The sequence below is a fragment of the Marinobacter adhaerens HP15 genome (genome assembly GCF_000166295.1).
Lineage (GTDB): Bacteria > Pseudomonadota > Gammaproteobacteria > Pseudomonadales > Oleiphilaceae > Marinobacter > Marinobacter adhaerens.
Window position 1 is genome coordinate 524,325 of the sequence record NC_017506.1, and the last position, 26,106, is coordinate 550,430.

At 56.3% G+C, this 26,106-nt stretch carries 21 protein-coding genes; 16 read left to right on the plus strand and 5 right to left on the minus strand.

Annotated features, from left to right (window positions below; genetic code table 11):
* The first annotated feature begins 45 nt into the window (after positions 1-45).
* The 10 genes from ileS to HP15_RS02595 all read left to right on the plus strand — a co-directional run bounded on the left by ileS (position 46) and on the right by HP15_RS02595 (position 11,570).
* Complete coding sequence (ileS, locus tag HP15_RS02550; protein ID WP_014576058.1) at positions 46-2,865, plus strand: isoleucine--tRNA ligase; 2,820 nt, start codon at positions 46-48, stop codon at positions 2,863-2,865.
* On the plus strand, positions 2,865-3,389 hold the full coding sequence (gene lspA, locus HP15_RS02555) for a signal peptidase II (RefSeq protein WP_014576059.1): 525 nt from the start codon (positions 2,865-2,867) through the stop codon (positions 3,387-3,389). Before ileS ends, lspA begins: the two co-directional genes overlap by 1 nt.
* Positions 3,390-3,394: 5 nt before the next feature.
* A complete protein-coding gene (gene fkpB, locus HP15_RS02560) occupies positions 3,395-3,847 on the plus strand; it encodes an FKBP-type peptidyl-prolyl cis-trans isomerase (RefSeq protein WP_014576060.1) in 453 nt (150 codons plus the stop codon).
* 18 nt (positions 3,848-3,865) lie between these two features.
* On the plus strand, positions 3,866-4,819 hold the full coding sequence (gene ispH, locus HP15_RS02565; RefSeq protein ID WP_014576061.1) for a 4-hydroxy-3-methylbut-2-enyl diphosphate reductase: 954 nt from the start codon (positions 3,866-3,868) through the stop codon (positions 4,817-4,819).
* A gap of 234 nt (positions 4,820-5,053) precedes the next feature.
* A complete protein-coding gene (locus HP15_RS02570) occupies positions 5,054-5,533 on the plus strand; it encodes a GspH/FimT family pseudopilin (RefSeq protein WP_049784451.1) in 480 nt (159 codons plus the stop codon).
* A gap of 23 nt (positions 5,534-5,556) precedes the next feature.
* Complete coding sequence (gene pilV, locus HP15_RS02575; protein ID WP_085987841.1) at positions 5,557-5,997, plus strand: type IV pilus modification protein PilV; 441 nt, start codon at positions 5,557-5,559, stop codon at positions 5,995-5,997.
* On the plus strand, positions 5,994-7,025 hold the full coding sequence (locus tag HP15_RS02580; protein WP_014576064.1) for a PilW family protein: 1,032 nt from the start codon (positions 5,994-5,996) through the stop codon (positions 7,023-7,025). Before pilV ends, HP15_RS02580 begins: the two co-directional genes overlap by 4 nt.
* 10 nt (positions 7,026-7,035) lie before the next feature.
* On the plus strand, positions 7,036-7,638 hold the full coding sequence (locus HP15_RS21630; protein WP_049784452.1) for a pilus assembly PilX family protein: 603 nt from the start codon (positions 7,036-7,038) through the stop codon (positions 7,636-7,638).
* Between the two features lie 5 nt (positions 7,639-7,643).
* On the plus strand, positions 7,644-11,141 hold the full coding sequence (locus HP15_RS02590) for a pilus assembly protein (protein ID WP_014576066.1): 3,498 nt from the start codon (positions 7,644-7,646) through the stop codon (positions 11,139-11,141).
* Positions 11,142-11,162: 21 nt separating this feature from the next.
* Positions 11,163-11,570, plus strand: coding sequence for a type IV pilin protein (locus tag HP15_RS02595; RefSeq protein WP_041644953.1), 408 nt, complete (start codon positions 11,163-11,165; stop codon positions 11,568-11,570).
* Between the two features lie 6 nt (positions 11,571-11,576).
* On the opposite strand, the gene HP15_RS02600 is transcribed toward HP15_RS02595, so the two are convergent.
* From HP15_RS02600 to HP15_RS02610, 3 genes are all read right to left on the minus strand, one after another.
* A complete protein-coding gene (locus HP15_RS02600; protein WP_014576068.1) occupies positions 11,577-12,134 on the minus strand; it encodes a GspH/FimT family pseudopilin in 558 nt (185 codons plus the stop codon).
* Between the two features lie 95 nt (positions 12,135-12,229).
* Positions 12,230-13,618 (minus strand): sigma-54-dependent transcriptional regulator, encoded by a 1,389-nt coding sequence (locus tag HP15_RS02605; protein WP_014576069.1) that lies wholly within the window; start codon positions 13,616-13,618, stop codon positions 12,230-12,232.
* Positions 13,619-13,674: 56 nt separating this feature from the next.
* Positions 13,675-15,330 (minus strand): sensor histidine kinase, encoded by a 1,656-nt coding sequence (locus HP15_RS02610; RefSeq protein ID WP_014576070.1) that lies wholly within the window; start codon positions 15,328-15,330, stop codon positions 13,675-13,677.
* Positions 15,331-15,423: 93 nt separating this feature from the next.
* Between HP15_RS02610 and HP15_RS02615 the strand changes: the two genes are divergently transcribed.
* A complete protein-coding gene (locus HP15_RS02615; protein ID WP_041644955.1) occupies positions 15,424-17,094 on the plus strand; it encodes an NAD+ synthase in 1,671 nt (556 codons plus the stop codon).
* Between the two features lie 52 nt (positions 17,095-17,146).
* On the opposite strand, the gene HP15_RS02620 is transcribed toward HP15_RS02615, so the two are convergent.
* On the minus strand, positions 17,147-17,980 hold the full coding sequence (locus HP15_RS02620) for an outer membrane protein assembly factor BamD (RefSeq protein ID WP_041644956.1): 834 nt from the start codon (positions 17,978-17,980) through the stop codon (positions 17,147-17,149).
* A gap of 134 nt (positions 17,981-18,114) precedes the next feature.
* Here HP15_RS02620 and rluD point away from each other — a divergent pair, with 134 nt between their 5' ends.
* The 3 genes from rluD to clpB all read left to right on the plus strand — a co-directional run bounded on the left by rluD (position 18,115) and on the right by clpB (position 22,810).
* The gene (rluD, locus tag HP15_RS02625) at positions 18,115-19,092 is read left to right on the plus strand and encodes a 23S rRNA pseudouridine(1911/1915/1917) synthase RluD (RefSeq protein WP_014576073.1); all 978 of its coding nucleotides are present in this window, start codon (positions 18,115-18,117) and stop codon (positions 19,090-19,092) included.
* Positions 19,082-19,837 carry a peptidoglycan editing factor PgeF gene (gene pgeF / locus HP15_RS02630; RefSeq protein WP_014576074.1) on the plus strand — a complete coding sequence of 252 codons (756 nt, stop codon included), beginning with the start codon at positions 19,082-19,084 and terminating at the stop codon, positions 19,835-19,837. Before rluD ends, pgeF begins: the two co-directional genes overlap by 11 nt.
* Before the next feature lie 396 nt (positions 19,838-20,233).
* On the plus strand, positions 20,234-22,810 hold the full coding sequence (gene clpB, locus HP15_RS02635) for an ATP-dependent chaperone ClpB (protein WP_014576075.1): 2,577 nt from the start codon (positions 20,234-20,236) through the stop codon (positions 22,808-22,810).
* 49 nt (positions 22,811-22,859) lie between these two features.
* On the opposite strand, the gene HP15_RS02640 is transcribed toward clpB, so the two are convergent.
* Positions 22,860-23,333 (minus strand): DUF4124 domain-containing protein, encoded by a 474-nt coding sequence (locus HP15_RS02640; RefSeq protein WP_014576076.1) that lies wholly within the window; start codon positions 23,331-23,333, stop codon positions 22,860-22,862.
* Between the two features lie 520 nt (positions 23,334-23,853).
* On the opposite strand from HP15_RS02640, the gene HP15_RS02645 reads away from it, so the two are divergent.
* Entirely contained in the window at positions 23,854-25,572 is a 1,719-nt protein-coding gene (locus HP15_RS02645) for an acetolactate synthase 3 large subunit (RefSeq protein ID WP_014576077.1), read from the plus strand.
* A 2-nt stretch (positions 25,573-25,574) separates the two neighbouring features.
* Complete coding sequence (ilvN, locus tag HP15_RS02650; RefSeq protein WP_008170692.1) at positions 25,575-26,066, plus strand: acetolactate synthase small subunit; 492 nt, start codon at positions 25,575-25,577, stop codon at positions 26,064-26,066.
* The last annotated feature ends 40 nt before the right edge of the window (positions 26,067-26,106 follow it).

The following is a 26,106-nucleotide window of genomic DNA, read 5'->3' on the forward strand; positions in this document are numbered from 1 at the left end:
GACTGACTCAAACTGACCAAGACCAAAAGAGTACGCACACAAACCATGAGCGACTACAAGCACACCCTGAATCTGCCGGAAACCGCCTTCCCCATGCGCGGCAACCTGGCCAAGCGCGAGCCGGAAATGCTCAAGCGCTGGCAGGATCTCGACGTCTACGGCAACCTGCGCAAGCAGCGTGAAGGGCGGGAAAAGTTCATCCTTCATGATGGCCCTCCTTACGCCAACGGCAGCATTCACATTGGTCACGCGGTCAACAAGATTCTCAAGGACATGATCGTCAAGTCCCGCAGCTTCATGGGCTATGATGCGCCTTACGTGCCGGGCTGGGACTGTCATGGTCTGCCGATCGAGCACAAGGTGGAGCAGGAGATTGGCAAAGCCGGTGTGAAGGTGGATTACAAGACCTTCCGCCAGGCCTGTCGCGACTACGCCACCAAGCAGATTGCCGGTCAGAAAACCGATTTCATCCGCCTGGGCGTAATGGGGGAGTGGGATAAACCCTACCTGACCATGGATCCCAAAGTTGAGGCGGGTATTGTTCGTGCCCTGGGCAAGATTGTCGCCAAGGGCCACCTCGTGCGTGGTTACAAGCCGGTTTACTGGAGTGTGGTGGGTCAGTCCGCACTGGCAGAGGCCGAGGTTGAATACCAGGACAAGACCTCGACCCAGATCGATGTGCGCTTCACCGCGGTTGACCAGGCAAAAGCCCTGTCACTGTTCGGCACCGATAATGGCAATGGCGATGTGTCCGTGGTTATCTGGACCACCACGCCCTGGACCATTCCCGCTAACCAGGCCGTTTCCCTTAATGCCGATCTGGACTATGCATTGGTACAGACCGATGTCGGGCACGGCCCGGAGCGGATGATCCTGGCTGCCGACATGGTCGATGGCATCATGGCCCGCTGGCAAGTTGAGAGCTACGAAGTGCTGGCAACCTGCGCTGGCGCGGCTCTTGAGAATCTGGTTCTCCAGCACCCGATCTACGACAAGCAGGTGCCAGTGATCCTGGGTGATCACGTGTCCACCGACGCCGGTACCGGCGCCGTTCATACCGCGCCCGATCACGGTATGGAAGACTTTGAGGTAGGCAAGGCCTACAACATCGGCACCATCAATCTGGTTCAGGCGGATGGCACCTACACTTCGGCCGCCGGTGAGCTGGCCGGTGTACACGTTTACAAGGCCGATGAGCCGGTTTGCAGCGCCCTCGAGCGCGAGGGCAAGCTGGTCCGCTCCGAAAAGTTCCGTCACAGCTATCCCCACTGCTGGCGTACCAAGACCCCGCTGATTTACCGGGCCACACCCCAGTGGTTTATCAGCATGGATAAGGAAAACCTGCGCGCTGATGCCCTTGAAGCGATCCAGGGTGTACGTTGGGTGCCGTCCTGGGGTAAGAACCGTATCGAAGCCATGTTCAACCAGTCGCCGGACTGGTGCATCTCCCGTCAGCGGACCTGGGGCGTGCCAATCACCCTGTTTATCCACAAGGAAACCCAGGAGCTGCACCCGGACACCCAGAACCTGATTGAGCAGGTGGCCAAACAGATCGAAGAGGGTGGTATCGATGCCTGGTACGAGCTGGACGCGTCTTCCCTGCTGGGCAGTGATGCCGAGCAGTATGAGAAGGTAACGGATACCCTGGATGTCTGGTTCGATTCCGGTGTCACCCACGAGTCGGTCCTGCGGGTACGCGAGGAACTGGGCCAGTTCCCGGCGGATATGTACCTCGAAGGCTCAGACCAGCACCGTGGCTGGTTCCAGTCGTCCTTGAAAACCTCCATCGCCATGAATGGCGTGGCGCCTTACAGGCAGGTTCTGACCCATGGCTTTACCGTCGATGGCAAGGGCCACAAGATGTCCAAATCCCTGGGCAACGTCATTGCACCCCAGGAAGTCATGAACGAGCTGGGCGCCGACATCCTGCGCTTGTGGGTGGCCGCAACCGACTACAGCGGCGAAATGACCGTGTCCAAGGACATCCTGCGCCAGACCGCCGATGGTTACCGCCGGATCCGGAACACCTCCCGCTTCCTGCTGAGCAACCTGACCGGATTCGATCCGGAGCAGCATATGGTCGCGCCGGAAGACATGATCGCGCTGGATCGCTGGATGGTGGACCGTGCCCTGCAATTGCAGGAAGAGCTGGATGAGGACTATGGCAACTACGCCTTCCTGCGGATTTACCAGAAGGTGTACAACTTCTGTGAAGCCACCCTGGGCGGCTTCTATTTGGATATCATCAAGGATCGCCAGTACACCACCCAGGCCGACAGTCTGGCGCGTCGTTCCTGCCAGACAGCCCTGTACCACGTGGCCGAAGCCCTCGTTCGCTGGATCGCCCCGATTCTCAGCTTCACCGCTGATGAAATCTGGCAGCATCTGCCGGGTAAGCGCAGCGATACCGTGTTCTATGAAACCTGGTACGAAGGCCTCACCGCGTTGCCGGACAACGCAGAGCTTGGCCGCGACTACTGGCGCGAGATGTACAGTGTGAAAGAGGCCGTCAACAAGTGCCTTGAGGAAGCCCGGGCTCGGGGTGAAATCAAAGGTTCGCTCAGTGCCGAGGTGACTCTGTTCTGCGAAGGCGACCTGGCTGCCGATCTGAAGCACCTGGGTGAGGAGCTGCGGTTTGTTCTGATTACTTCCGAGGCCAGTGTCAAACCGGTTTCAGAAGCGGGCGATGCGGAAATGACCTCCCATGAAGGTCTCCGCGTGAAGGTGACGCCCGCCGCTCACACCAAGTGCGAGCGCTGCTGGCACCACCGGGAAGACGTCGGCCGTAATGCCAAGTACGACGATCTCTGTGGTCGCTGTGTGACCAACGTGGAAGGGCCCGGCGAAGCCCGCGCCTACGCCTGATGGACGCGACCATGACGGAGCAGGTCACCGGAAGCAAACTGAAGTGGCTTTGGCTGGCGGTACTGGTGATCGCTCTGGATCTCGGCACGAAGGCCATGGCCACGGCTATACTGACCTATGGCGACCCTGTGCCGGTTATACCCATGTTCAATCTGACGCTGCTTCACAACACCGGCGCAGCGTTCAGCTTCCTGGCCGAAGCTGCCGGCTGGCAACGCTGGTTCTTTGTAACCCTGGCGCTGGTGGTCAGCGTGGTACTGATCTACTGGCTGAAAAACCTCCAGCGTCATGAGACCTGGACTGCCATTGCCATCGTACTGATACTCGGCGGCGCCTTGGGCAACGTCTACGATCGGGTGGTGCACGGCTACGTGGTCGATTTCCTGCACTTTTACTGGCAGGACTGGCACTTCCCCGCCTTTAACCTGGCCGACACCGCGATCACCATCGGTGCCGCCATGATGATACTTGATATGTTCCGCAAACCCGCCGATTCGGATGGGGATGCGCAAAGGAGTGAGTAACTCTTATGAATGAACTGCCTGTCGACAAGGGTACCCGGGTAAAACTGCACTTCGCCCTGAAGTTCCCGGATGGCGAAGTGATTGATTCGACCTTTGAGAAGGAGCCGGCCTCCCTGGAAATCGGCGATGACAACCTGCCGGAGAATTTCGAGGCCTACCTGATGGGTATGAAAGCTGGCGACAGAGACAGCTTCCAGGTGCCGCCCGAGAAAGCCTTTGGCCAGCACAACCCGAATAACGTACAGACGTTCAAGCGCCATGAGTTCAGCCCCGATATGGTGCTGGAACCCGGCGTAATGATTTCCTTTGCCGACGCGCGCCAGAGCGAGTTGCCCGGTGTTGTCAGCCGTGTAGAAGGTGACGAAGTTGAGGTGGATTTCAATCACCCCCTGGCAGGGCGTACACTGACGTTTGAAGTAGAAATCATCGACGTGGAACCGGCAGGCCCGGCCCACTAACCAGAATAGCAGGTTGATATGCAGATCCGACTCGCCAATCCCCGAGGTTTTTGTGCCGGCGTGGACCGCGCCATCGAAATTGTAAACCGGGCGCTGGACGTTTTCGGGGCGCCTATCTACGTTAGGCACGAGGTGGTCCACAACAAATTTGTCGTGGATAACCTGCGCAACCGTGGCGCCGTTTTCGTGGACGAGCTGGACGAAGTGCCGGACGACAAACTCGTTATCTTCAGCGCCCACGGCGTTTCCCAGGCGGTACAGAATGAAGCTGCCCGCCGCGGCCTGAAAGTCTTCGACGCGACTTGCCCGCTGGTTACCAAAGTCCACCTCGAAGTCATGCGCTACAGTCGCGATGGCAGGGAATGCGTGCTGATCGGCCACCACGGCCATCCGGAAGTAGAAGGCACCATGGGGCAGTACGACCATAGCAATGGTGGCGAAATCTACCTCGTCGAAAACGAGGAGGACGTGGCTAACCTGGAGGTTAAAGACCCCGGTAAGCTCTCCTACGTTACCCAGACCACCCTGTCCATGGACGATACCGCCCGCGTCATTGACGCGCTCCGCGCAAAGTTCCCGGAGATCCAGGGCCCTCGCAAGGACGATATCTGCTACGCCACCCAGAACCGCCAGGATGCCGTGAAGCAGTTAGCGGGCGATTGTGATTTGATGCTGGTTGTGGGTTCTCCGAACAGCTCCAACTCGAACCGCTTGCGTGAGCTCGCCGAGAGAATGGGCACGCCGGCCTATCTGATTGATGAGGCCTCACAGATCGATCCCGCCTGGCTGGAAGGGAAGACTTCGGTTGGGGTTACTGCGGGAGCCTCTGCCCCCGAGGTTCTGGTGAATGAAGTTATTACCCGTCTGCGAGAGCTTGGCGGCAGCGTTCCGGAGGAAATTGCCGGGCGTGAGGAGAATATTGTGTTCTCTATGCCGCGGGAGCTGCGGATAGAGGCTACAGAAATAGATTAAAGCCACTCGTTGTCCTTTCGGACCCTTACCTCGTGGTCCAACTTTTCTGATGACTGGGTTCGCGCTGAAGCCAGTCATACCTCCGAACTAAGCGTCCCCGAAGCTGTGTGATTGCTGTCACATTGTGCTACATAGGACACCGTTCATCCCTGGAAAGAAGCCATTTGTCAGATGCCTGTAGAGACAGGGTGTATCCCTGGCTATTCTCATGATAGGTCAAAGTGGAAGGAAACTATGACGACAAAACGAAAAAACGCCGGGTTTACGCTGGTTGAGCTGATGGTAGTCATCGCTTTGATTGCGATTACAGCTGCTGTTGCCGTCCCTGGGTTTCGCGGGTTGATTGAAGCAAATCGCCAGACATCTGCGGCAAACAGTGTTATCGGGATTCTCAATTTTGCGCGCTCAGAGGCTGTGCGCAGGGGCGAGCCGGTTCAGGTCTTACCCGTGGGCGGAGCCTACAATAATGGCTTGCGAGTTGTCTTGGCTTCCGATGTCAATACGGTCATCCGCAGGATCGAACCAATGCCAGGGAGTGTGACCTTGTCGCGAACGGGAGGGGTCGACCCCACTTTTAGCGGTAATGGGATGAAGCAGAACGGTGCTTCAACGGTTTATCAGGTTTGCCCAGGAAACGGAGAGGCCGGTGTGTCAGTGGTTGTGAATGCTGGCGGACAGACTTCCCGCGATCAGGTTGCCCCGGCATGTTCTTAAGTCAGTTTCGAGAGGGAAGGTCGATGAGTGATTTGAATCGGCATAGAAGAGCTTCTTCCGGCTTTACGATGATTGAAGTGCTGATTGCACTGATCATTATGGCGATTGGTTTGCTTGGCGTTGCCGGGTTGCAGACGGTGTCAATGCAGCAGACTGCAGCAGCTGATAGTCGCTCAGTTGCCATCATGCACACCCAGACGATGGCGGAATACATCCGTTCCATTCGTGGCATGCCCGCCGCTGGCGAAGTTGAGGACTGGGAGTCTCAGTTGAAGAACGACTTGGGACCAGGAAGTACTGGGTCAGTTGAGGCAAATGGCGGCAATGCCGCTGTGATTTCCGTGCAGTGGGTTGAGAGAATGAACCGACTGGATCCCGGCGCAGGATCTGCGGAAGGTGGTGAGTCAGGCGAGAAAGAAGAAGTCACCGGGTCCTTCAGCTTAAATGTGAGGTACAGAGAATGACGTTTCAGCGACAGGCAGGTTTGTCGATCGTCGAGCTGATGGTCGCGCTTGTGTTGGCAACCCTGTTGACGGTTGGTCTGTTCCAGATTTTTAACTCCAATAATCTGTCATTTCGGATTACGGAGGCGACTGCACGCACACAGGAATATGGGCGAATCGCCTCAGAAATTCTGGGCCGTGAAATTCGAGGCGCCGGATACTTCGGCTGTAACATCGAAAACGTCGTTAACAATCTCGACGACACTGACGAAGCGTTCGATGCCGATGCCCATGAATTCGACATCGACGCCCCTATCTCATCCAGGAATGCGGAACGCCCAGCTGGAGCCGTTGCAGGCACTCATTTTATTCGGTTCTCCGGCATGGAAAACAACGGCAATGAGATTTCGACTATGGGGCCCGAAACGTCCGCATCTCTCGAAGTGAATGAGCGTGGTGGTTTGCAAGTCAACGATATCATTGCAATTTCCGATTGCACCGGTACGGATATTTTCCAGATTTCAAATATCCAGCAGGGTGGTGGCGGTGGCGCTGAAATTACCGTGGTCTCAAACAGCGGAGAAGATGATCCGGGCAATAACTTTTTGGACAACGGCTGCACGAACTGTCTCTCTAATAGTTATGGGGCAGGTGCTCAGATTCTGCGCCCATACAACCGGACGCTGTACGTCGGGACCAGTAATGTGACCGGTGAGAGAGCACTCATGAGGCTTGTGCCTAACCAGGCGCCAGTGGAGTTGGTAGAGGGAGTGTTCGATATGCGGGTCAGAATGGGCACCTCTAACACTGCGAACAACCCGGTGAATAACTGGACCGAGTCAACAGGTGCCGTCAACTGGAACAATGTACGGGCTGTCGAGGTAAGTTTGCTTGTGCGAGGGGGCGATAATAACCTTTTCGATGGAGCGCAATCGCTTTGTTTCCCGCGCTGGGCAGACTGTGCTGGCGGCCCCAATTTCCAGGCACCCGATAACCGGCTGTACCGGGTTTACAACTTCACCATGAACGTCCGAAACGCGTCACGCTAGAGAGGTGGTGATGAACATATCAATCAAAACACAAAGCGGCGTCGCACTGATGATGTCGCTAGTTATTTTGCTGATCATGTCGATACTCGGCGCCTCTTCCATGCAAGGGTCGATAATGCAGGAACGGATGTCCACAGCGTCAAGAGAAAGCGCTCTCGCATTGGAGGCCGCCGAGGCCGGTTTGCGGGAGGCGGAGGCCATTCTGGGTAATCTCAAAAATATGGACAACTTTGGCAATGCAGACGGAACCGGTAACAAGAATGGTTGGTATCACATTGGTTACGCGCCCCCGGTTTTCGATGATGGAACCTGGGATAACGAGGGGGGCGAAGTGCTCAGCGCCAACGCCGTCGATGGAATTACGCCGAGGTACTTTATTGAATACCGCGGACTGGTGAGTCTCAACGTTGGCGGTGCTGAGGGATCTGTCCGCAACTTGAACTACCAAGGGCGGGGGGACGCCGCTGGCGGATCCAGTTCCCTGTCCGCAGATGCGGAAACAGTGAGGGTTGTCGTTATGGCCAATGGCCCCTCAGGACAAAGTCGAAAAATGATCGAAAGCTTCTATTTCTTCGATCCGGATCAGGTTGCCGCGGGAGGTAACGAAGGATGAATTCGATGACCAAAACCAAATTGGCCCATCTGGCTGCAGGTATGCTGCTCAGCGTCCCGGCGTCCGGCTATGCCGAAGTGAATTTCGCTCAGCAACCTCTTTTTTCGGGCGGCTCAGTGGAAGCGAATATGCTCTTTATTCTGGACGACTCCGGCTCCATGAGGTGGGGGTTCATGCCAGATGAATTGGTGAATCCCGGAGTCACCGGTGGCGGCAGCCAGCTTCCCAACTGTAGCAGTTACATAGTCTATGACAGCGAGGATTTTTGCGGTCTTGATACGAGCGGCAACGAAGAGTTGGTCTCTCCGGCGACAAACACTATCTACTACAATCCCAACACGAACTATGCGCCTCCAGTTCGGAGTGATGGGACCTCATTCGCGAATGCCGATTTCTTCAATGCACCAATGGATGGCTACTCCAGTGGCAGCTCTAATGTAAACCTGTCTAACGAATATACGGCCATTATGGATGACTACTTCTATAGTGGTTGGCTGAACTATTATGGGAACTGGTATCAGATTGGTGGCTTCACCGTCAGCCCTGCCGCCAATAAAGGTCAGGCCTTCGTCTACATGCCCGATGGTTCTTGCGGCAGCAATGTGACGTCCTCCTGTCTGGATCGAAAAGCGATTCCCAATAGCGAGTTTCCAGGGGATGCTGACTCACAGCGTCAGAACTTTGCCAACTGGTTTTCTTACTACCGCACAAGGATGATGCTTGCCAAAGCCGGCACGGGTTCGGCATTTGCGGCAGCATTTGAAGAAGAGGGAGTCTCTCAGGATCTTCGATTAGGTTGGGGGGAAATCAACCGCGGTCGAAACACGGTAGATGGAGCCTCAGTTCGTGCGGTTCGCTCTGGCGTGCGGCCCTATGTAGATGTGAAAGATCAGTTTTTTACGTGGCTCTATGGACGTAATGCCTCCGGGTCGACTCCGTTGCAGCGCGCCTTGGAAGGGGCGGGGCAATATTATGAAAACAGTCTCAGAGCCTGGGTGGATGATCCTTCGCGCTCCCCAGACGCTGTGACCAATCCCGCTCGGGAATGCCGTCCTAGCTATGCTTTGCTGATGACCGATGGTTATTACAATACTGGCAGCAGTTACGATCCGGACTTGACCGTAAAAGCCGACGACACCAATGGGCCGAACATCACAACCGGTTTGAACGCGCCATACCAGTATCTCCCGTCAGCGCCATATTCTGATGGTTACAACGGTCGAGTTTCCCTTGCCGACATTGCAATGCATTACTGGAAGCGGGATCTCCGAACCGATATTGATAACTATGTTCCTGTTTCGGAAGACACCGATACTGAAGACCTCCAGAAGCCTGGTGACCCGGCCTTTTGGCAACATATGGTGACGTTTGGGGTTGGTTTGGGCGTAACTGGCTCCGTGGACCCCACAACTGCGTTTAAGAGTGCACTGACCGGAACTCAGGTTGACTGGTGGGGCGGAAGCACCAACGAAGATAAGATCAATGATCTCCTGCATGCTACGGTAAACAGCCGGGGAGGTTTCTACAGTGCCTCCAGCGCGGAGGACTATCAAAGCGCCATCAAGAGCATTCTTGATGATACGAGTGCTCGTGCTGGTTCGGCGACGGGCCTGGATTTCAGTATAACCTCCTTCAAGGAAGGCTCGCTGTTGTTTTCCGCAGCGTTTGATCCTAATGGTTGGACTGGTGACGTCAAAGCTGTCGAGCTTCAGGCGTCCGAAGAGGGCGAGCCGCAGATCCCTGGTGAAGGCGCTTCTGGCTGGTCTGCGAGAGAAAAACTGAAGAACCGCGATCTGACAGAAAACGACCGGAACATCATTACGTTTGACGGTACTAGAGGGCGACCTTTCCGCTGGAACGAATTGACCGCTGACCAGAAAGCTGACTTGGCGACCGGCAACGCCGCGTTGGCCGAGGATCGTCTGGCCTACCTGCGCGGTGACCGCTCGTTCGAGACAGATCTGACTAACTTCCGCAAGCGTGGCAGTCGCCTCGGTTCTATCGTGAACTCGACACCGCGGTTTGTTGCCGCTCCGGATTCTGAGTGGCCCAACAGTTCGGCCTTTGGCGACGGCAAGTATTCGGTGTTCCGGAAATCGAACGAGGATAGGACGCCGGTTGTTTATGCCGGCTCCAACGACGGGATGTTGCATGCCTTCAAGGGCACCAATGATGAAGACGGCGGGGAGGAGCTCCTGGCATACGTTCCTGACTTCATGTACTCCACAGAAGTCGCTGAAGGTCTTCACTACCTAACACAGCCGAGCTATGAGCATCGATACTATGTGGACCTCGAAACTCGAGTGACTGACATGTATATCCAGGGTAGAAATTCTGCGGGCGGTCTATCTGATGCAGGATGGAAGACCGTTTTGATTGGTGGTGGCAGAGGGGGGGCACCGGGTATCTTTGCTCTGGACATTACCGACCCGGACTCCTTCTCAGAGTCAAATGCGCAGTCAACCGTCCTTTGGGAATTCACCCATGAGAAACTCGGCAATCTGGTTCAGCCGCCAGTCGTTTCCCTGGCTGACTGGGGCGGCGGTGACTATCGATGGACTGCCTTTGTGCCTAGCGGCTACAACACAGGGTCAACTGGCTTCTTCATGCTGGACATGGAAGGCGGGCTGGATGGCTCCTGGGATACTGGCGACTTCGAGTATATAGAGTTTGAAAATGGAGACGGGCTGTCGGCTCTCACGGTTATCGACAATACCAGTGACTACATTGCGGACCGGGTATACGCTGGTGACCTCGACGGAAACATGTGGGTTGCTGTTGGAGGAAATGGCGGTTGGGATTCTGCATATAAGTCAGGAAGTGCGGCGCGTCCATATGTCACAGTCAACAAGCCGATTACCGGCGCCCCGACTGTTGGTCCGTCTACCTCATCAGGCAAAGACCCGAACTTGATGATTTTGTTCGGAACGGGTAAGTACCTGGAGAGAAGTGATAACAGCTCCATTTCAGAGCAATCATTTTATGGTGTACTTGAAACTGCAGACACCAAGACCACGGTTACCGAGGCGAACCTAGTAGAGCGCGATCTGGTTGTGGGAACCGGCCAAATTGATGGCGTAAGCCAGACTATTCGCTACGCGGAAGGTGATCCTGTTGATTACGAAAGCAAGTCAGGTTGGTATGCAGATCTGCCAGTCAGTGGCGAACGCATTGTGACTAACGGTGTCATTCGTGGCGATTACGTGTATGTGAGTACCCTGATCCCCAGTGTTGATCCGTGTAAAGGCGGCGGCGATGGCTGGATTATGGCATTCGACATTCAAGAAGGCCTTGTAGGGCTGGATGATGGCGAAAGCATCGGTGCCTTCGAAGATTCAACCTACAACGCAATGGGCTACAAAGTCGAAGGGGTTCCGTCGCAATTGAAAGTCTGGGATGAATACCTTGCTTACGATTGCGCTGGATGTGGTGCGCAGTTGGATGCGCTACCTCCATTCGGACTGGCACTTGGTCGGAAAGGTTGGCGGGAACTCACTCAGTAAACACCAGTTCAGGATAATAATATGATGATAAGGAATCGGGCAGCAGGGTTTACGCTAATTGAGCTGATGATCGTTGTGGCGATCATCGGCATCATCGCAGCGATTGCCTATCCTTCGTACCAGGAGAATGTCCGCCAGACCCGACGGACCAATGCTCAAGCAGACCTCCTGGAGTTGGCGCAATGGATGGAGCGCCAGTATTCTCAGGACTACTCATATCTTGAGGGAGGTAATCAGCCCGCGCTTCCTTTCACGATCTCCCCAAGGACGGGGACTACCTTCTACAACATCAGTTTCAACGGTAATGTAACGCAGAACGCCTTTGCTTTGCAGGCGCAACCGACCGGCCCCCAAACCGGGGACCGCTGCGGAACGCTGACTCTGGATAACAGTGGTGCTCGTGGAGGTGCGGAAGCGGACTGTTGGTAATATTGATTAACAGTCTACATTTTTGCCATTAGCACGGTTCGGAATCTGGTCGCCATCCAGGTCGGTTGCCAGCCGAACCCTGCCTCCTCTGCTCACAATGATATGCCCGGCCGTTTTGGGGTCCTCATTCTCTGGGCACCATGTGATGTTGCCCAGGTCGCTCAGTATCATGCCGTTGGGCCGGTATTGGAAATAGCTCCTCGAAAGTGACCGTACGACTCGCTTTCCCGTTGAGGTTGCCGGTAGGGTGCGGATAACCTGCCGATCATTGCTCAAAGCCCGGTTATTTTCGGGATCCTTGAACAGGTGTAACTCTCCGTTCCAGTCCCGTCCACATTCCTTCTTGGTATTCAGTGGGCATAAAGTGACGATTTCACCGCTCATGATGGACTCATGACGAGCCATTACCATAAAAGCAAGCAGGTCGTTTACCTCCGCATCGCGCTTGCTGGCGTTTACGAGGCTGTTGTAGGAAGGCCCCGAAAGGGCGAGAAGCAGTGAGATAATTACCAGAGTAATTAGAAGCTCGACGAGTGTGATACCCGTCTGATATTTGACGTTCATCCTTGAATCTCCGAGGGAAGGATTTCATCCTGAAATCCTGTTTACAAAAACCAAGCCCTGCAAAGGCCTGTGGCCACGCAAAGTGTAACCGCTTACTACTCCATCCCCAACTTCTTCAATCGATATCTTAACGCCCGAAAGCTAATACCCAGTCGTTTCGCAGCCGCCGTCTTGTTCCACCGTGTCGCTTCAAGAGCCTTCTCGATGGCCTGTCGTTCAATCTTTTCCAGATACCCTTCCAGATCAATCTCCCCATCGGGCACGGCAATTCCTTCCCCATCGCCAACCTGGCCCTCGGCAATGATCTGCGAGGCCGAAGCTGCATGCTGAACACCATTCCCCAGATGCAGATCATCAGCATCGATCTGGTCAGCGTCGCACAGGGTAAAAGCCCGCTCCAAGACGTTTTCCAGTTCCCGGACATTGCCCGGAAAGTCATAGCTTCGCAGTCTGTCCACGGCCGCTGGCGTTAACGAGGCAGGGTCACACTCATACTCTTTCGCAATTCGTTCAAGAATGTGATTCGAAAGCAGAGAAATATCATCTGGCCGCTCTCTCAGGGGTGGCACTGAGAGTTCGATCACGTTAATCCGGTAGAAAAGATCCTGACGAAAGCTGCCTTCCTGGACCAGCTCCGGCAGATTCTTGTGTGTGGCGCTCAGTACCCGAATGTCGACGGGCACTTCCTTGGTGTCCCCGACTGGCCGAACGGCTTTTTCCTGTATGGCGCGGAGCAGTTTCACCTGCATGGCCAGGGGCAGGTCTGCCACTTCATCAAGGAATAGGGTACCTCCGTTGGCAGAGCGGAACAGGCCGTCTTTGTTCTCCACGGCCCCGGTAAAGCTGCCTTTCTTGTGGCCGAAGAATTCGCTTTCCATCAGTTCCGAGGGAATCGCACCGCAGTTAACCGCGATGAACGGTCCTTCGCGGCGGGGCCCCTGGAGGTGGATCATTCGGGCCACCAGCTCTTTACCACTGCCAGATTCGCCACTGATAAACACGGGGGCCTGGCTTCGGGCCAGTTTTCGGGTCTGGTTCCGGAGTTTTCGAATCTCTGGTGATTTGCCGAGTAGCAGGCCTGGCTCGTCGGCTGTATCTTCCGCGTCTGCCTTGGGCTCAGCGAGTTTGAGGGCGCTATTGACCAGTTCCCTTAGTCGGGGCAGCTCCACCGGTTTGGACACGAAATCAAAAGCCCCGGCTTTGAGCGATTCAATCGCGGTGTCCATGTTGCCGTACGCTGTGATCACGGCAACAGGCGTGGCCGGAGAGTGTTTCTGAATCCACTGGACCAGTTCAATGCCATTACCGTCTGGCAGGTTCATGTCGGTCAGGCAGAGGTGGGTGGTGTTCTGTTCCAGCAATTTCTGGGCGCTGGTGAGGTCGGGTGCCGTGAGGGTTGTTATGCCCATCCGGGTGAGGGTGATCTCAAGTAACTCCCGGATGTCCGGTTCATCATCAACGATCAGCGCTGTGTATTTGGTCATCTTGTGTCGTCGGTTCCATGTCGTTGTTCAAGCGCCCGATATCCGCCGGCGCCGGTTCAGATCATCCGCCCCGGATGAGCAAATGTAATGCGAAAACAGCAGCCGGGTTTGTTATCTTCTACCAGCGAAAGATGGGCCTGATTAGCCTCGCACAGTTCCCGGGCCAGATAAAGTCCGAGCCCGGTTCCGGTCTTGTCTGTGGTGAAAAAGGGTTCGAACACAGAATTTCTGTGCTCGGGTGCAATGCCAGGGCCCTGGTCGCGGACATCAATATAGGTTCGCTCTCCGTCCTCAGTTGCCCCCGCATGGATGCCGATTCTTCGTTGCCCCGAGTGCTGTTCACTGTAGCGTAGCCCGTTGTCGCAAAGATTCACCATGACCTGTTCAATCTGGCTCTTGTCGAATCTCGCAGATGGCAGTTGGGGATCGATTTTAAGAATAATGTCGGCCTCAGCGCGGCCTTCATTCTGCGTTTGCAGAAAGTCTTCTTTGAATTCCTGTAGCCATGGAGCAACTTCGATCAGATCTGCGTTGGCAGCTCGACGCCTTGAAAGATCAAGCACGTTCTCGATGATGCCATTCACCCGCCGCGAATGGCGCCGGATGATCCCGAGCATCTGATGATCACCTGGGTCGAGGTTAGGGGATTCCTCCATGAGCTGGGCCGCGTGGCTGATCGCCCCCAGCGGATTGCGGATTTCATGGGCAATGCCGGCCGTGAGTCTGCCCAGCGATGCCAGCTTCATTTGCTGGGCCTGTTGGGTGACTTTGCTCATATCTTCGATGAATACAAGGATCTGGTCGCCTCGCTCCTGGTCCAGCTGAGTAAAGTTGACCTGCAATAGCGGCGAGGTGGGTGAGGGTTGAAAGGGTTCGATGCGCTGTGTCGGGTCCTTTAGCCATGCGTCCAGGCCCTGTTTGAGGGGCTTTGGCAAAACGGTCGCTCGCTCGTGAATCGGTGCCGAGGCTTTGGGGGCGCCGTATAAGAGCTCTTCGGCGGCGGCGTTGGCAAGGCGGATCTGGCCGAAACGGTCGAGCACCAGAATGCCGGTGCGCATGCGTTGAATGATCTGCTGGTTGATTTTCTCAAGTTCAGCGATGCTCCGGGCGCGGCTGGTAGCCAATGCCTCGCTGCGCATCATTCGCCGGGAGATGCTTTGCAGGACGAAAGCGGCTGCAAAGTAGAGGATACCCAGTGAACCGGCTCGAACAATATCGTCAGCCGACTCTCCGAGGGTCAGAACTGCCCATCCTGAGATCCCAAGGGAGCAGATGGCTGCCAGCGCTGCATAGAAGGTTCCCATGCGGCTTGGCGTCAGAATGTTGCCCGCGGCCACCGACACAATCACCAGGTTGGCAAGGCCGTTGGTAATGCCTGTGCTGGCGAGCAACAGGCCATGCATGATCAGAATGTCCAGCAGGATTGAAAGTGTTATGTGGCGCTGGCTGGGGTGAAATCCGGCGATCAGAAGCAACGCAATAAACGCGTTCAGGCCGAGGTAGGCGGAAACGCCGGCCTGATAATAATCCAGCAGTCGGAAGCGCATATCAAAGTTGACGGGATCCACGAATAGCAGTGCCACCAGCATCAGGCTCACCACTAGTCGGTAGTGGTTGTAGATCCTGAACAGCTTGGCCTGTTGGATTCCGGGCGGTGTCGAAGGGGCCGGGCCGAGCGCTTCGGCCGATCGTACTGGTGTATCTGCTGCCATGATTTACAGGAATCCGCTGTTGGTCGGAAGAAATCCACGCCTATGCGGGGTTATAATAGCCTTTTCATGGCAATGAGTTACAGGAGCCGATTTATGTCCGTGTCCGGAAACCAGGCAGCGTCCGGGGAGTCTCCCAGAAAATTGCGGGTGGTGATGGCCCAGTTGGATTTCCTGGTGGGCGATATTCCTGGCAATACCGAGCTAGTTCTGGACGCAGCCCGACGGGCATCGTCCGAGCATCAGGCGGATGTGGTGGTGTTCCCGGAGCTTTGCCTGACTGGCTATCCACCTGAAGATTTGCTCTTGCGGCCCAGCATGGAAGTTCGCGTAAATGAGGCGCTGGAAAGGCTGCAGGCGGAAAGGCTGGATCCGGTGATCGTTATCGGTGCTCCCCTTCGCCATGGCGCGCTGCTGTATAACGCGGCGGTGGTCATCGACGCCGGCGAAATTACCGGTCGGTATTTCAAGCGTTTCCCGCCCAACTATCAGGTCTTTGACGAGAAGCGTTACTTTGCCGAGGGCCGGGATGTCCTGACTCTGGATATCCGGGGCGTTCCGGTGGGAATTACTGTGTGTGAGGATTTATGGAAGGAGGGGCCGGTGGAGGACTGCGCCGCTGCAGGCGCCCGTCTTATCCTGAACCTCAATGCCTCGCCCTACGATATCGATAAACAGGCACGCAGGAAGGCGTTGCTTGAGCGGAAGTCCCGGGAGAATCTGGTCAGTATCGTTTACGTGAATCTGGTGGGCGGTCAGGACGAGCTGGTTTTTGACGGTGGCTCCATGGTGTTTGACCATTCCGGTGTGCTGACTGCAGAGGCCCCTCAGTTTGGTGAAGGATTATATCCGGTCGACTTTCTGTGCGAGCACCACTGTCAGCCGGTATCCCAGGCTTTGCCGGAAGAGCCGACGCTGGAGGCCAATGTCTACCGCGCCCTGGTGACCGGTGTGCGGGATTACGTCAACAAGAACGGATTCAAATCGGTGGTTCTGGGGCTCTCAGGCGGCATCGACTCGGCAGTAACTCTGGCAGTTGCCGTCGATGCACTGGGCAAGGATAGGGTGCGCGCGGTGATGATGCCGTTTCGCTACACCTCCAGCATGAGCCTTGAGGATGCCGAAGCGGAGGCCGTTGCCCTGGGCGTGCAGTACGATGTGTTCTCGATTGAGCCCATGTACGACGCCTTTATGGAAACTCTGGCCGGGCCTTTTGAGGGCACTACGCCGGATACAACCGAGGAAAACCTGCAGGCGCGACTGCGTGGCGTCTTATTGATGTCCCTGTCCAACAAGTTCGGTTCCCTGGTGCTGACCACCGGGAACAAGAGCGAGATGGCGGTGGGCTATTCAACGCTCTATGGCGATATGGCGGGCGGCTTTGACGTTCTAAAGGATGTGCCTAAAACCCTGGTGTTCCGTCTGGCCAAATACCGCAACACGCTTTCGGAGGGCGAAGTGATCCCCGAGCGGGTGATCACCCGTCCACCCTCGGCAGAGCTGGCGCCGGATCAGAAAGACGAGGACAGCCTGCCCGGTTATGACGTGCTCGATCAGATCCTGAATCTGTATGTAGAGCGGGATTTCAGTGCCGATGCGATCGTTGCGGAAGGTTTCGAGCGAGTCGACGTTGAGCGGGTTATTCGCCTTGTAGATATCAACGAGTATAAACGCAGGCAGGCACCGATCGGCGTCCGTATTACGGAGCGCGGGTTTGGGAAAGACCGGCGCTATCCGATCACAAATGGCTGGAAAAGCGGGAAGTAGACGCGGGAGTTTGGGGGCAGATGGCATTACCACCTGGCCCCGATTTCAGACTTTATTCGTCGCCCATCAAACCAAAGGTTACGACGTTCGTCAGTGACCGGTTTTCGCCCTTCAGCAGGTCCACATCAAACTCGCCGTCGGCATTGAAGGCGTCACTCTCCGGAAAGTTGGTGCGCAGCATGGCAATGGCATCCTGCGATCCTTTTCTCAGTTCGAGGAAGCGGAAGGTTTCCGCGAGGATAATCAGGGCCTCTTCGGTGACCGTCGCTGTCGGGTAATTCTCGATGATGTATCTTGCCCGGTTGTTGGCTGCGACATAGGCCTGGCGTTTCACATAGTAGCGGGCCGCGTAGAGTTCCAGTTCGGCCATGCGATTGCGCACCGCGATCATTCGCTGGCGGGCATCCGCGACGTACTGGCTGTCCGGATAGCGGTTCAGCAGTTCAGAAAAATCGCGGAACGACTGCAACTGCTCACCCGGATCCCGAGCCGCGACATCAATCGGGAAATAGCGGGCCGCAAGGCCGATATCGAGGTTATAGGAGGCCAGGCCGCGCATGTAGAGTGCGTAGTCTGCATGATCGCTTTGAGGGTTAAGACGCAGGAACCGGTCGGCGGCCGCACGGGAGCCTTCGAGGTCGAGGTTCTGGTAGCGGGCATAGATCAGGTCAAGTTGGGCCTGCTCTGCGTAGCGACCGAAGGGGTAATAGGTTTCCAGGGCGTCCAGGTTCTGCTCTGCCTCGTTAAAGTTTCCAGAGGTCATGGCCTCGCGGGCGTTCTCGTAATAGGTCTTCTCCGGAAGCACTTCCTCCTGCTTGTTGGAGGCGCAGGCACTGACCAGAACAACCAGTGTGGAAAGTAGGAGCAAACGAAGACCTGATCTCATTCCGGAATCCCGTATAATGTCGATTGATTCAAGGGCAGTCATTGTAGCGGGGAAGTGACGCCATGTGCAGAGCAATGCCCCGCTGTTTCCAATAATCTGACCGAAACGTAACACACACAGGCCCTGGGGGCTTAATGTCATCTGAAAAACGAATCCTCGCCAACTTTGTTGTGCCGCCGGAATTGAGCGACAGGCGCCTGGATCAGGCCGCAGCAGAGCTGATGCCCGAACACTCCCGTTCCCGCCTGCAATCCTGGATCAAAAGCGGTGCGCTAACAGTAAATGGTGAGGTGCGAAAGCCTCGGGACAAGGTGATGCTGGACGATCGCCTGGCGCTGGATGCCGAGCCGGAAGCTCAGGTGAGCTGGCAGGCCGAGGAAATCTCGCTCGATATCGTCTATGAGGACGAGCACTTGCTGGTCATCAACAAGCCCGCGGGCCTGGTGGTGCACCCGGCCGCCGGCCATGCCGATGGAACCCTGGTCAATGCCCTGCTGAACTACGCACCCGAGGTCGAGAATCTGCCGAGGGCGGGTATCGTACACCGCCTCGACAAAGACACCTCGGGCATTATGGTCGTGGCCCGTAGCCTGATTGCGCATACGTCCCTGGTCGATCAGCTGCAAACCCGAACCATGGGTCGTGAGTACGAGGCCGTCGTCGTTGGCACCCTCACCGGTGGCGCAACGGTTGATGCGCCCATCGGCCGGCATCCTCGGGAGCGCAAGAAAATGGCGGTCGTCGCCTCCGGCAAACCGGCGGTCACCCATTATCGCCTGGTGGAACGTTTTGCCGCCCACACTCACGTCCGCTGCAAACTGGAAAGCGGCCGAACCCATCAGATCCGGGTTCATATGGCCCATGTAAAACACCCGCTGGTCGGAGATCCGCTCTATGGAGGTCGGCTGAGACTGCCCAAGGGAACCACTGACGAGCTTAGAGAGGCCCTCTCGACGTTCAACCGTCAGGCCCTCCACGCCCGGCAATTGACCCTGGAACACCCGGAAACCGGTGAAATCCTGACCTGGGAGGTTCCCTTGCCTGAGGATATGGTTGCGTTGATTGAAGCTCTGCGCAAACACGCCCGGGAGCTGGAAACCCGTGACTATTGAAAGTGACGCCCTGAAACCGGACTGGCCTGCGCCCGACAGAGTGCGGGCGATCAGCACAACCCGCGCCGGTGGAGTCAGCGGTCGACCCTGGAACAGTCTTAACCTCGGTGTTCACGTCGAAGACGACCCGGATCATGTGCGACAGAATCGACGAAGACTCGCCGAGTCCACAGGGCTGAAAAGCGAGCAGATCGGTTGGCTCAATCAGGTGCACGGTATCGATGTTGTCGAACTGACCCCTGATAACGTCGGACAAATCGCCAAGGCTGACGCCAGCTACACCCGTCATCCGGGCATCGCCTGCGCCATCCTTACTGCTGACTGCCTGCCCGTTATCCTTGCCGATCGCGAAGGAACAGTTGTTGGCGCCGCCCACTGTGGCTGGCGAAGCCTGTGTGGCGGTGTTATCGAGAACCTGGTGAGCAAGATGGCCGTTGCGCCCGAAGCTCTGCAAGCCTGGCTCGGCCCGGCCATCGGTCCGGACAGCTTCGAGGTCGGCCCGGAAGTGCGTGAAGCCTTCCTTGACCATGATCCCAAAGCGGTCCACGCCTTCACAGCCGAAGGTGCTCGGCCGGGTCATTTCATGGCAGATATCTATGCCCTTGCCACTTTGAGGCTAAATCATCTCGGTGTTTCCAACGTGACTGGCGGTGGCCTGTGTACCGTTCAGGATTCAGATCGGTTTTTTTCATACCGCAGGGAGGGCCGGACCGGGCGGATGGCAACTTTGATCTGGTTGAATTAAGGGTTATCGACAACTGACCGGTTATCTTTGCGTTATTTCCAAAGATTGGGCCTGGGGCGGGAATGACTCTCTAGAACTGTCTGCAGCATGGATGCTGCAGCCAAGCCTACATGGGTGAGGCCGAGCGTATATGAAGCGAAGCTTCATGCGACAGACGAACGACTGCAATCTGTGATTGCAGGCTGGACCCCGCAGGGGTATTCACAGCGTGTTCTTGAGAGTCATTCCCGCCTCAGGCTTGCACCAAACTGAAACCTGACGGCCGTCAATTTTCTGACGAATACACCGAGCCTCCGCTTGAAGTCCCTCTACTTGCCCCTACATTAACTGTCAAAGCAATCGAATATCCGCCACCCACGGCACCACGGTATTCGCAGAAATTTGGGGAAAGTACACATGAGAATCGACAAGCTGACCAGCAAGTTGCAGACCGCCCTCGCGGACGCACAGTCCATCGCGGTCGGAAAAGATCACAACTTCATTGAGCCGGTGCACCTGATGCAGGCACTGCTTGATCAGGAAGGCAGCGCGATCAAGCCGCTGCTCAAGCAGGCCGGCGCAGAGCCCGGACGCATTCGCCAGGCGATCGCCCGGGAAATCGAAAACCTGCCCGAAGTGCAGGGATCGGCCGGCGACGTCTCCATGTCCAATGACATGGGCCGGCTGTTCAACATTGCCGACAAGCTCGCCCAGAAACGCAAAGACCAGTACATCTCCAGTGAGCTCATGTTGCTGGCCGCTCTGGAAGACCGGGGTACCCTTGGCCGGGTGCTCAGGGAGCAGGGCGTTGATAAAGCTGCCCTGGAAAAAGCGATTGACGACGTTCGCGGCGGTGAAGCCGTCAACGACGCCAGCGCCGAAGAAAACCGTCAGGCTCTGTCCAAATACACCATTGACCTTACCGAGCGAGCCGAGGCCGGCAAGCTGGACCCGGTAATCGGCCGCGATGATGAAATTCGCCGCACCATTCAGGTATTGCAGCGCCGCCGGAAGAACAACCCGGTCCTCATCGGTGAGCCCGGCGTTGGTAAAACCGCCATCGTCGAAGGGTTGGCCCAGCGTATCGTCAACGGCGAGGTGCCCGATGGCCTCAAGGACAAGAAAGTCCTGTCACTCGATATGGGTGCCCTTATTGCCGGCGCCAAGTTCCGGGGTGAATTCGAAGAACGCCTGAAAGCTGTTCTGAACGAACTGTCCAAACAGGAAGGTCAGATCATCCTGTTCATCGACGAGATTCACACCATGGTCGGTGCCGGCAAGGCCGAAGGCTCCATGGATGCCGGTAATATGCTCAAGCCGGCCCTCGCCCGCGGTGAGCTGCATTGTGTCGGTGCGACCACCCTGGACGAATACCGTGAAAATATCGAAAAGGACGCGGCTCTTGAGCGTCGCTTCCAGAAAGTGCTGGTGAGCGAACCCAGTGAGGAAGATACCATCGCCATCCTGCGGGGCCTGAAAGAGCGTTATGAGGTTCACCACGGGGTTGAGGTGACAGATGGCGCCATCATTGCCGCCGCCAAACTGTCGCATCGTTACATTGCCGATCGTCAGTTGCCGGACAAGGCCATTGATCTGGTGGACGAGGCAGCTTCCCAGATTCGTATGGAAATGGATTCGAAGCCGGAGGCCCTGGATCGCCTTGAGCGTCGCCTGATTCAGCTGAAAATCGAGCGTGAGGCTCTGAAGAAAGAGACCGATGCTGCCTCGAAAAAGCGCCTGTCGGAGCTGTCCGACGTGATCACCGGTGTCGAGCGCGAATACGCCGATCTGGAAGAAGTCTGGAATACCGAAAAGGCCGCGCTGCATGGTTCCCAGAAGATCAAGAGCCGCTTGGAACAGGCCCGCATTGATCTGGAGAATGCCCGTCGTGCCGGTGACCTCGGCAAGATGTCCGAGCTCCAGTACGGGCAGATTCCTGAGCTTGAGCGCCAGCTGGATATGGCCAGCCAGGCAGAAATGATGGAAATGAAGCTGCTTCGCAACCGGGTAACCGACGAGGAAATCGCCGAGATTGTCTCCAAGTGGACCGGCATCCCGGTGTCCAAGATGCTCGAAGGCGAGCGCGATAAACTGATGCGCATGGAAGAAGCGCTCCATGGTCGGGTTATCGGCCAGGATGAGGCGGTTGAAGCTGTGTCCAACGCCGTGCGCCGTTCGCGGGCGGGGTTGTCCGATCCCAATCGCCCCAACGGTTCGTTTTTGTTCCTCGGCCCGACCGGTGTGGGTAAAACCGAGCTTTGCAAGGCCCTGGCGTCCTTTCTGTTCGATACCGAGGAAGCCATGGTTCGCATCGATATGTCCGAGTTCATGGAGAAGCATTCCGTGGCCCGCCTGATCGGTGCGCCTCCGGGCTATGTCGGCTACGAGGAAGGTGGTTACCTCACTGAAGCGGTTCGTCGCAGGCCGTATTCCGTGTTGCTGCTGGATGAGGTGGAGAAAGCCCATCCGGATGTGTTCAACATTCTTTTGCAGGTACTTGAAGATGGTCGCCTGACGGACGGGCAGGGCAGGACCGTCGACTTCCGGAACACGGTCATTGTCATGACCTCAAACCTCGGCTCGGACATCATTCAGCAGAAGGCGGGTGAGGAGAACTACGAGGTCATGAAGAATGCCGTCATGGAAGTCGTCGGCACTCATTTCCGCCCCGAGTTCATCAACCGCGTGGATGAAGTGGTGGTGTTCCACCCACTGGCGGAGAGTCAAATCCAGGGCATTGCCCGGATTCAGATCGAGTCTCTGAGCAAGCGCCTGAAAGAGCAGGATATGAAGCTGGAGCTGGATGACGCCGCGATGGAGTTGCTGGCCGAAGTCGGGTACGACCCGGTATATGGCGCGCGGCCTTTGAAGCGGGCTATTCAGCGAATGATCGAGAATCCGCTGGCTCAGCGTCTGCTACAGGGAGAGTTCGTGCCGGGGGATGTGATCAAGGGTACGGTGGAGGATCACCACCTGAATTTTACAAAAGCTTGAACTTTGGAAAGGGTCAGATGAGTTTTCATCTGACCCTTTCTTTTAAGATTTACTGTTGGTCACTATTTTTCACTGGCCCGCAGTTTTCTTCAGCAATTCTTAGGGCTTCGGCTTTTTTCTCGGCGATTTCCTCTTGGCTCAGGTATCGTTGCTCGCCATTTTCCTCGATGCGGATGCGGGCATTGCGCTCTATCAGCTCAAGATTGGAGCGTGCCGTCGCGCAGTTTGCCTCCCGCTGTTTTCTGCGGGCCTCTTCAACTGCAGTTTCCTTTCGCTGTTCCGCCTGCTCATTCTGCTGTTCCTGCATATTCTGTAGTCGCTCCTGAGGGCTCTGTCGATTGCCGGATGCGTCTGAAGAAGTGCCGGAGCGTACATTGACTCGTTCGGCCTTCGAGCCCGTGGGCTGTCGGTCTCCGAAGTGGGTAACCCCGTTTTCATCGGTCCATTTATAGACGGAGGCGCTCATGGCGACACCAGGTACAACGGCCAGTAATAAGGTCAGCGTCAGGATTTTTCTGTTCATGGCTCAACTCGCGTATGTTCACTGCTCCCGGGCAGGCAGACAACCTGGATAGACCGGGCCCGTTTTTTTAATTTCAATGTTGCCTATCATGCCATCGCTATTGCGGATTTTCTTCTGTCTGGTTCAAATCTTTGTATCGGATTTGTTCCAAGTATGGCAGACCTTCGGCCAGTATAGGCACAGAAACCTGCAGCGGCTATTGACAGGGAGTTTCGCGCTGTCAGAATTACCGATTGCCTGAAGACTGGGGTCAATACGGCAGGCAATCCCGAGCGAGTATCCCCCATCAATTACCACACTGAACGCGCCGCGCATCCGTCGCGGGATGGTTGTTGCTTACGTGCAACCCGTTGATTGGCCGTTCTCCGCAACCCTCAGGAGGGCGGCTGGCCAGGAGACAACCTCTTAACAAGGTGTGGAGGAGCAGCCGGTTCCGCTTTCAAAAGAAGCATGGACACCGTGAATCCAGGCAACCGGGAGCCTTCCCGGCTCATTCACTCGTAGAAGAGGGTAGAAAATCGTGGAGTTATTGTCTGGCGCCGATATGCTGATCCGGTCCCTTCAAGATGAAGGCATCGAATACATATACGGCTATCCGGGTGGTGCAGCCCTTCATATTTATGATGCGCTGTTCAGGCAGGACAAAGTCAAGCACATTCTGGTAAGGCACGAGCAGGCGGCGGTCCACATGGCCGACGGTTATGCCCGCGCGACCGGAAAACCAGGTACCGTACTGGTGACCTCGGGTCCTGGAGCCACCAACACCATCACTGGCATTGCCACCGCATTCATGGATTCCATCCCCATGGTGGTTCTGTGCGGCCAGGTTGCGTCCACTCTCATCGGCGAGGACGCGTTCCAGGAAACCGATATGATGGGTGTCTCCCGTCCGGTGGTTAAGCACAACCTCAGTGTCCGTCATCCCGAGGAAATCCCGGAGATTATCCGCAAGGCGTATTACATTGCCGCGACCGGTCGCCCCGGTCCTGTGGTCGTGGACATTCCCAAGGATATGACCACGCCGAACGAGCGTTACGAGTACGCCTATCCCAAGAAGGTCAAACTGCGCTCGTACAACCCCGCTATTCGCGGCCATGCCGGTCAGATCAAGAAAGCGGTCGACATGATGCTGGCGGCGAAGCGACCAATTATCTATGCAGGTGGTGGGGTTGTTCTGGGCAAGGCGTCGGATCAGCTGACCGAGCTAGTAAGGCTGCTGGGCTATCCGATCACCAATACCCTGATGGGCATTGGCTGTTACCCGGCCAGCGATAAGCAGCACCTCGGCTGGCTTGGCATGCACGGCACCTACGAAGCCAACATGGCCATGCACCACTCGGATCTCATTCTCTGCGTGGGAGCCCGGTTTGACGACCGGGTTACCAACGCTACCGAGAAGTTTTGTCCGGGCGCGCGCATTATCCATATCGACATCGACCCGGCCTCGATTTCCAAAACCGTGGATGCCGATGTGCCCATCGTTGGCCCGGTTGACGCTGTGCTCAAGGAAATGCTGTCGCTGGTGAAGGAAGCCAACGAAAAGCCGGACGCGGACGCAATCGCTTCCTGGTGGAAGCAGATCGACGAGTGGCGGGCATTCCATGGCATGCGCTATGAGACCAGCCCGGATGTGATCAAGCCCCAGGAAGTCATTGAAATGCTGTGTCGCTTGACCAACGGCGAAGCCTTCGTGACTTCCGATGTGGGTCAGCATCAGATGTTCGCGGCCCAGTACTACAAGTTCGATAAGCCCAACCGCTGGATCAATTCCGGTGGTCTCGGCACTATGGGCTTCGGGCTGCCGGCGGCCATGGGGGTAAAACTGACCCACCCGGACGACGAAGTACTGTGCATTACCGGTGAGGGCAGTATCCAGATGAACATCCAGGAGCTGTCGACCTGCAAGCAGTACAACCTGCCGGTTAAGATCATTAACCTGAATAACCAGGCTCTGGGTATGGTCAAGCAATGGCAGGACATGAACTACGAGTCCCGCCATGCCGAGTCCTACATGGAATCCCTGCCCGACTTCATCAAGCTGGCGGAAGCCTACGGCCACAAGGGTGTCCGGATTGAGAAGAAGGAGGACCTGGAGACCAAGCTAAAAGAAGTGCTGGCCATGAAAGACGAGCTGGTATTCGTGGATATCTACGTGGATCGCTTTGAGCACGTGTATCCGATGCAGGTTGCCCGGGGTTCCATGAAAGATATGTGGCTCAGCAAGACGGAGAGGGTCTGATCATGCGTCGAATCATTTCTGTTTTGCTTGAAAACGAACCTGGCGCCCTGTCGCGGGTGGTAGGTCTGTTTTCCCAGCGCAACTACAACATCGAAACACTCACCGTGGCGCCAACCGAGGACGAGACCTTGTCCCGTCTGACGGTGACCACCACGGGTTCTGACAAGGTGATCGAGCAGATCACCAAACAACTGAACAAGCTGATTGAAGTCGTCAAGCTGGTGGATCTCACCGAAGGCGCCCATATCGAACGCGAACTGATGCTGGTCAAGCTGAAAGCCACCGGTTCCCAGCGTGCCGAGATCAAGCGTACGGTGGACATTTTCCGCGGCCAGATCGTGGATGTGACCAGCTCCGTTTACACGGTTCAGTTGGCAGGTGACAGCGAGAAGCTGGACGGCTTTATTCAGGCCGTTGGCACGTCGGGCGTACTGGAAGTGGTGCGCAGCGGTGTATCCGGTATCGCCCGGGGCGAGAAGGTGCTCAGCCTTTAACGATTTCAAACAGGGTTTGAACAATATGGCTCTTCGGGGC

Bases quoted from the DNA above. Each gene is read 5' to 3' on its own strand.
- HP15_RS02640 (WP_014576076.1), bottom strand. From the start codon at position 23,333: ATGAACAGAAAAATCCTGACGCTGACCTTATTACTGGCCGTTGTACCT.
- HP15_RS02595 (WP_041644953.1), top strand. From the start codon at position 11,163: ATGATGATAAGGAATCGGGCAGCAGGGTTTACGCTAATTGAGCTGATG.
- rluD (WP_014576073.1), top strand. From the start codon at position 18,115: ATGTCATCTGAAAAACGAATCCTCGCCAACTTTGTTGTGCCGCCGGAA.
- pilV (WP_085987841.1), top strand. From the start codon at position 5,557: ATGAGTGATTTGAATCGGCATAGAAGAGCTTCTTCCGGCTTTACGATG.
- HP15_RS02580 (WP_014576064.1), top strand. From the start codon at position 5,994: ATGACGTTTCAGCGACAGGCAGGTTTGTCGATCGTCGAGCTGATGGTC.
- HP15_RS02620 (WP_041644956.1), bottom strand. From the start codon at position 17,980: ATGAGATCAGGTCTTCGTTTGCTCCTACTTTCCACACTGGTTGTTCTG.
- fkpB (WP_014576060.1), top strand. From the start codon at position 3,395: ATGAATGAACTGCCTGTCGACAAGGGTACCCGGGTAAAACTGCACTTC.
- HP15_RS02605 (WP_014576069.1), bottom strand. From the start codon at position 13,618: ATGACCAAATACACAGCGCTGATCGTTGATGATGAACCGGACATCCGG.
- ileS (WP_014576058.1), top strand. From the start codon at position 46: ATGAGCGACTACAAGCACACCCTGAATCTGCCGGAAACCGCCTTCCCC.
- HP15_RS21630 (WP_049784452.1), top strand. From the start codon at position 7,036: ATGAACATATCAATCAAAACACAAAGCGGCGTCGCACTGATGATGTCG.
- HP15_RS02610 (WP_014576070.1), bottom strand. From the start codon at position 15,330: ATGGCAGCAGATACACCAGTACGATCGGCCGAAGCGCTCGGCCCGGCC.
- HP15_RS02600 (WP_014576068.1), bottom strand. From the start codon at position 12,134: ATGAACGTCAAATATCAGACGGGTATCACACTCGTCGAGCTTCTAATT.
- clpB (WP_014576075.1), top strand. From the start codon at position 20,234: ATGAGAATCGACAAGCTGACCAGCAAGTTGCAGACCGCCCTCGCGGAC.
- ispH (WP_014576061.1), top strand. From the start codon at position 3,866: ATGCAGATCCGACTCGCCAATCCCCGAGGTTTTTGTGCCGGCGTGGAC.
- ilvN (WP_008170692.1), top strand. From the start codon at position 25,575: ATGCGTCGAATCATTTCTGTTTTGCTTGAAAACGAACCTGGCGCCCTG.
- lspA (WP_014576059.1), top strand. From the start codon at position 2,865: ATGGACGCGACCATGACGGAGCAGGTCACCGGAAGCAAACTGAAGTGG.
- HP15_RS02590 (WP_014576066.1), top strand. From the start codon at position 7,644: ATGACCAAAACCAAATTGGCCCATCTGGCTGCAGGTATGCTGCTCAGC.
- HP15_RS02615 (WP_041644955.1), top strand. From the start codon at position 15,424: ATGTCCGTGTCCGGAAACCAGGCAGCGTCCGGGGAGTCTCCCAGAAAA.
- HP15_RS02570 (WP_049784451.1), top strand. From the start codon at position 5,054: ATGACGACAAAACGAAAAAACGCCGGGTTTACGCTGGTTGAGCTGATG.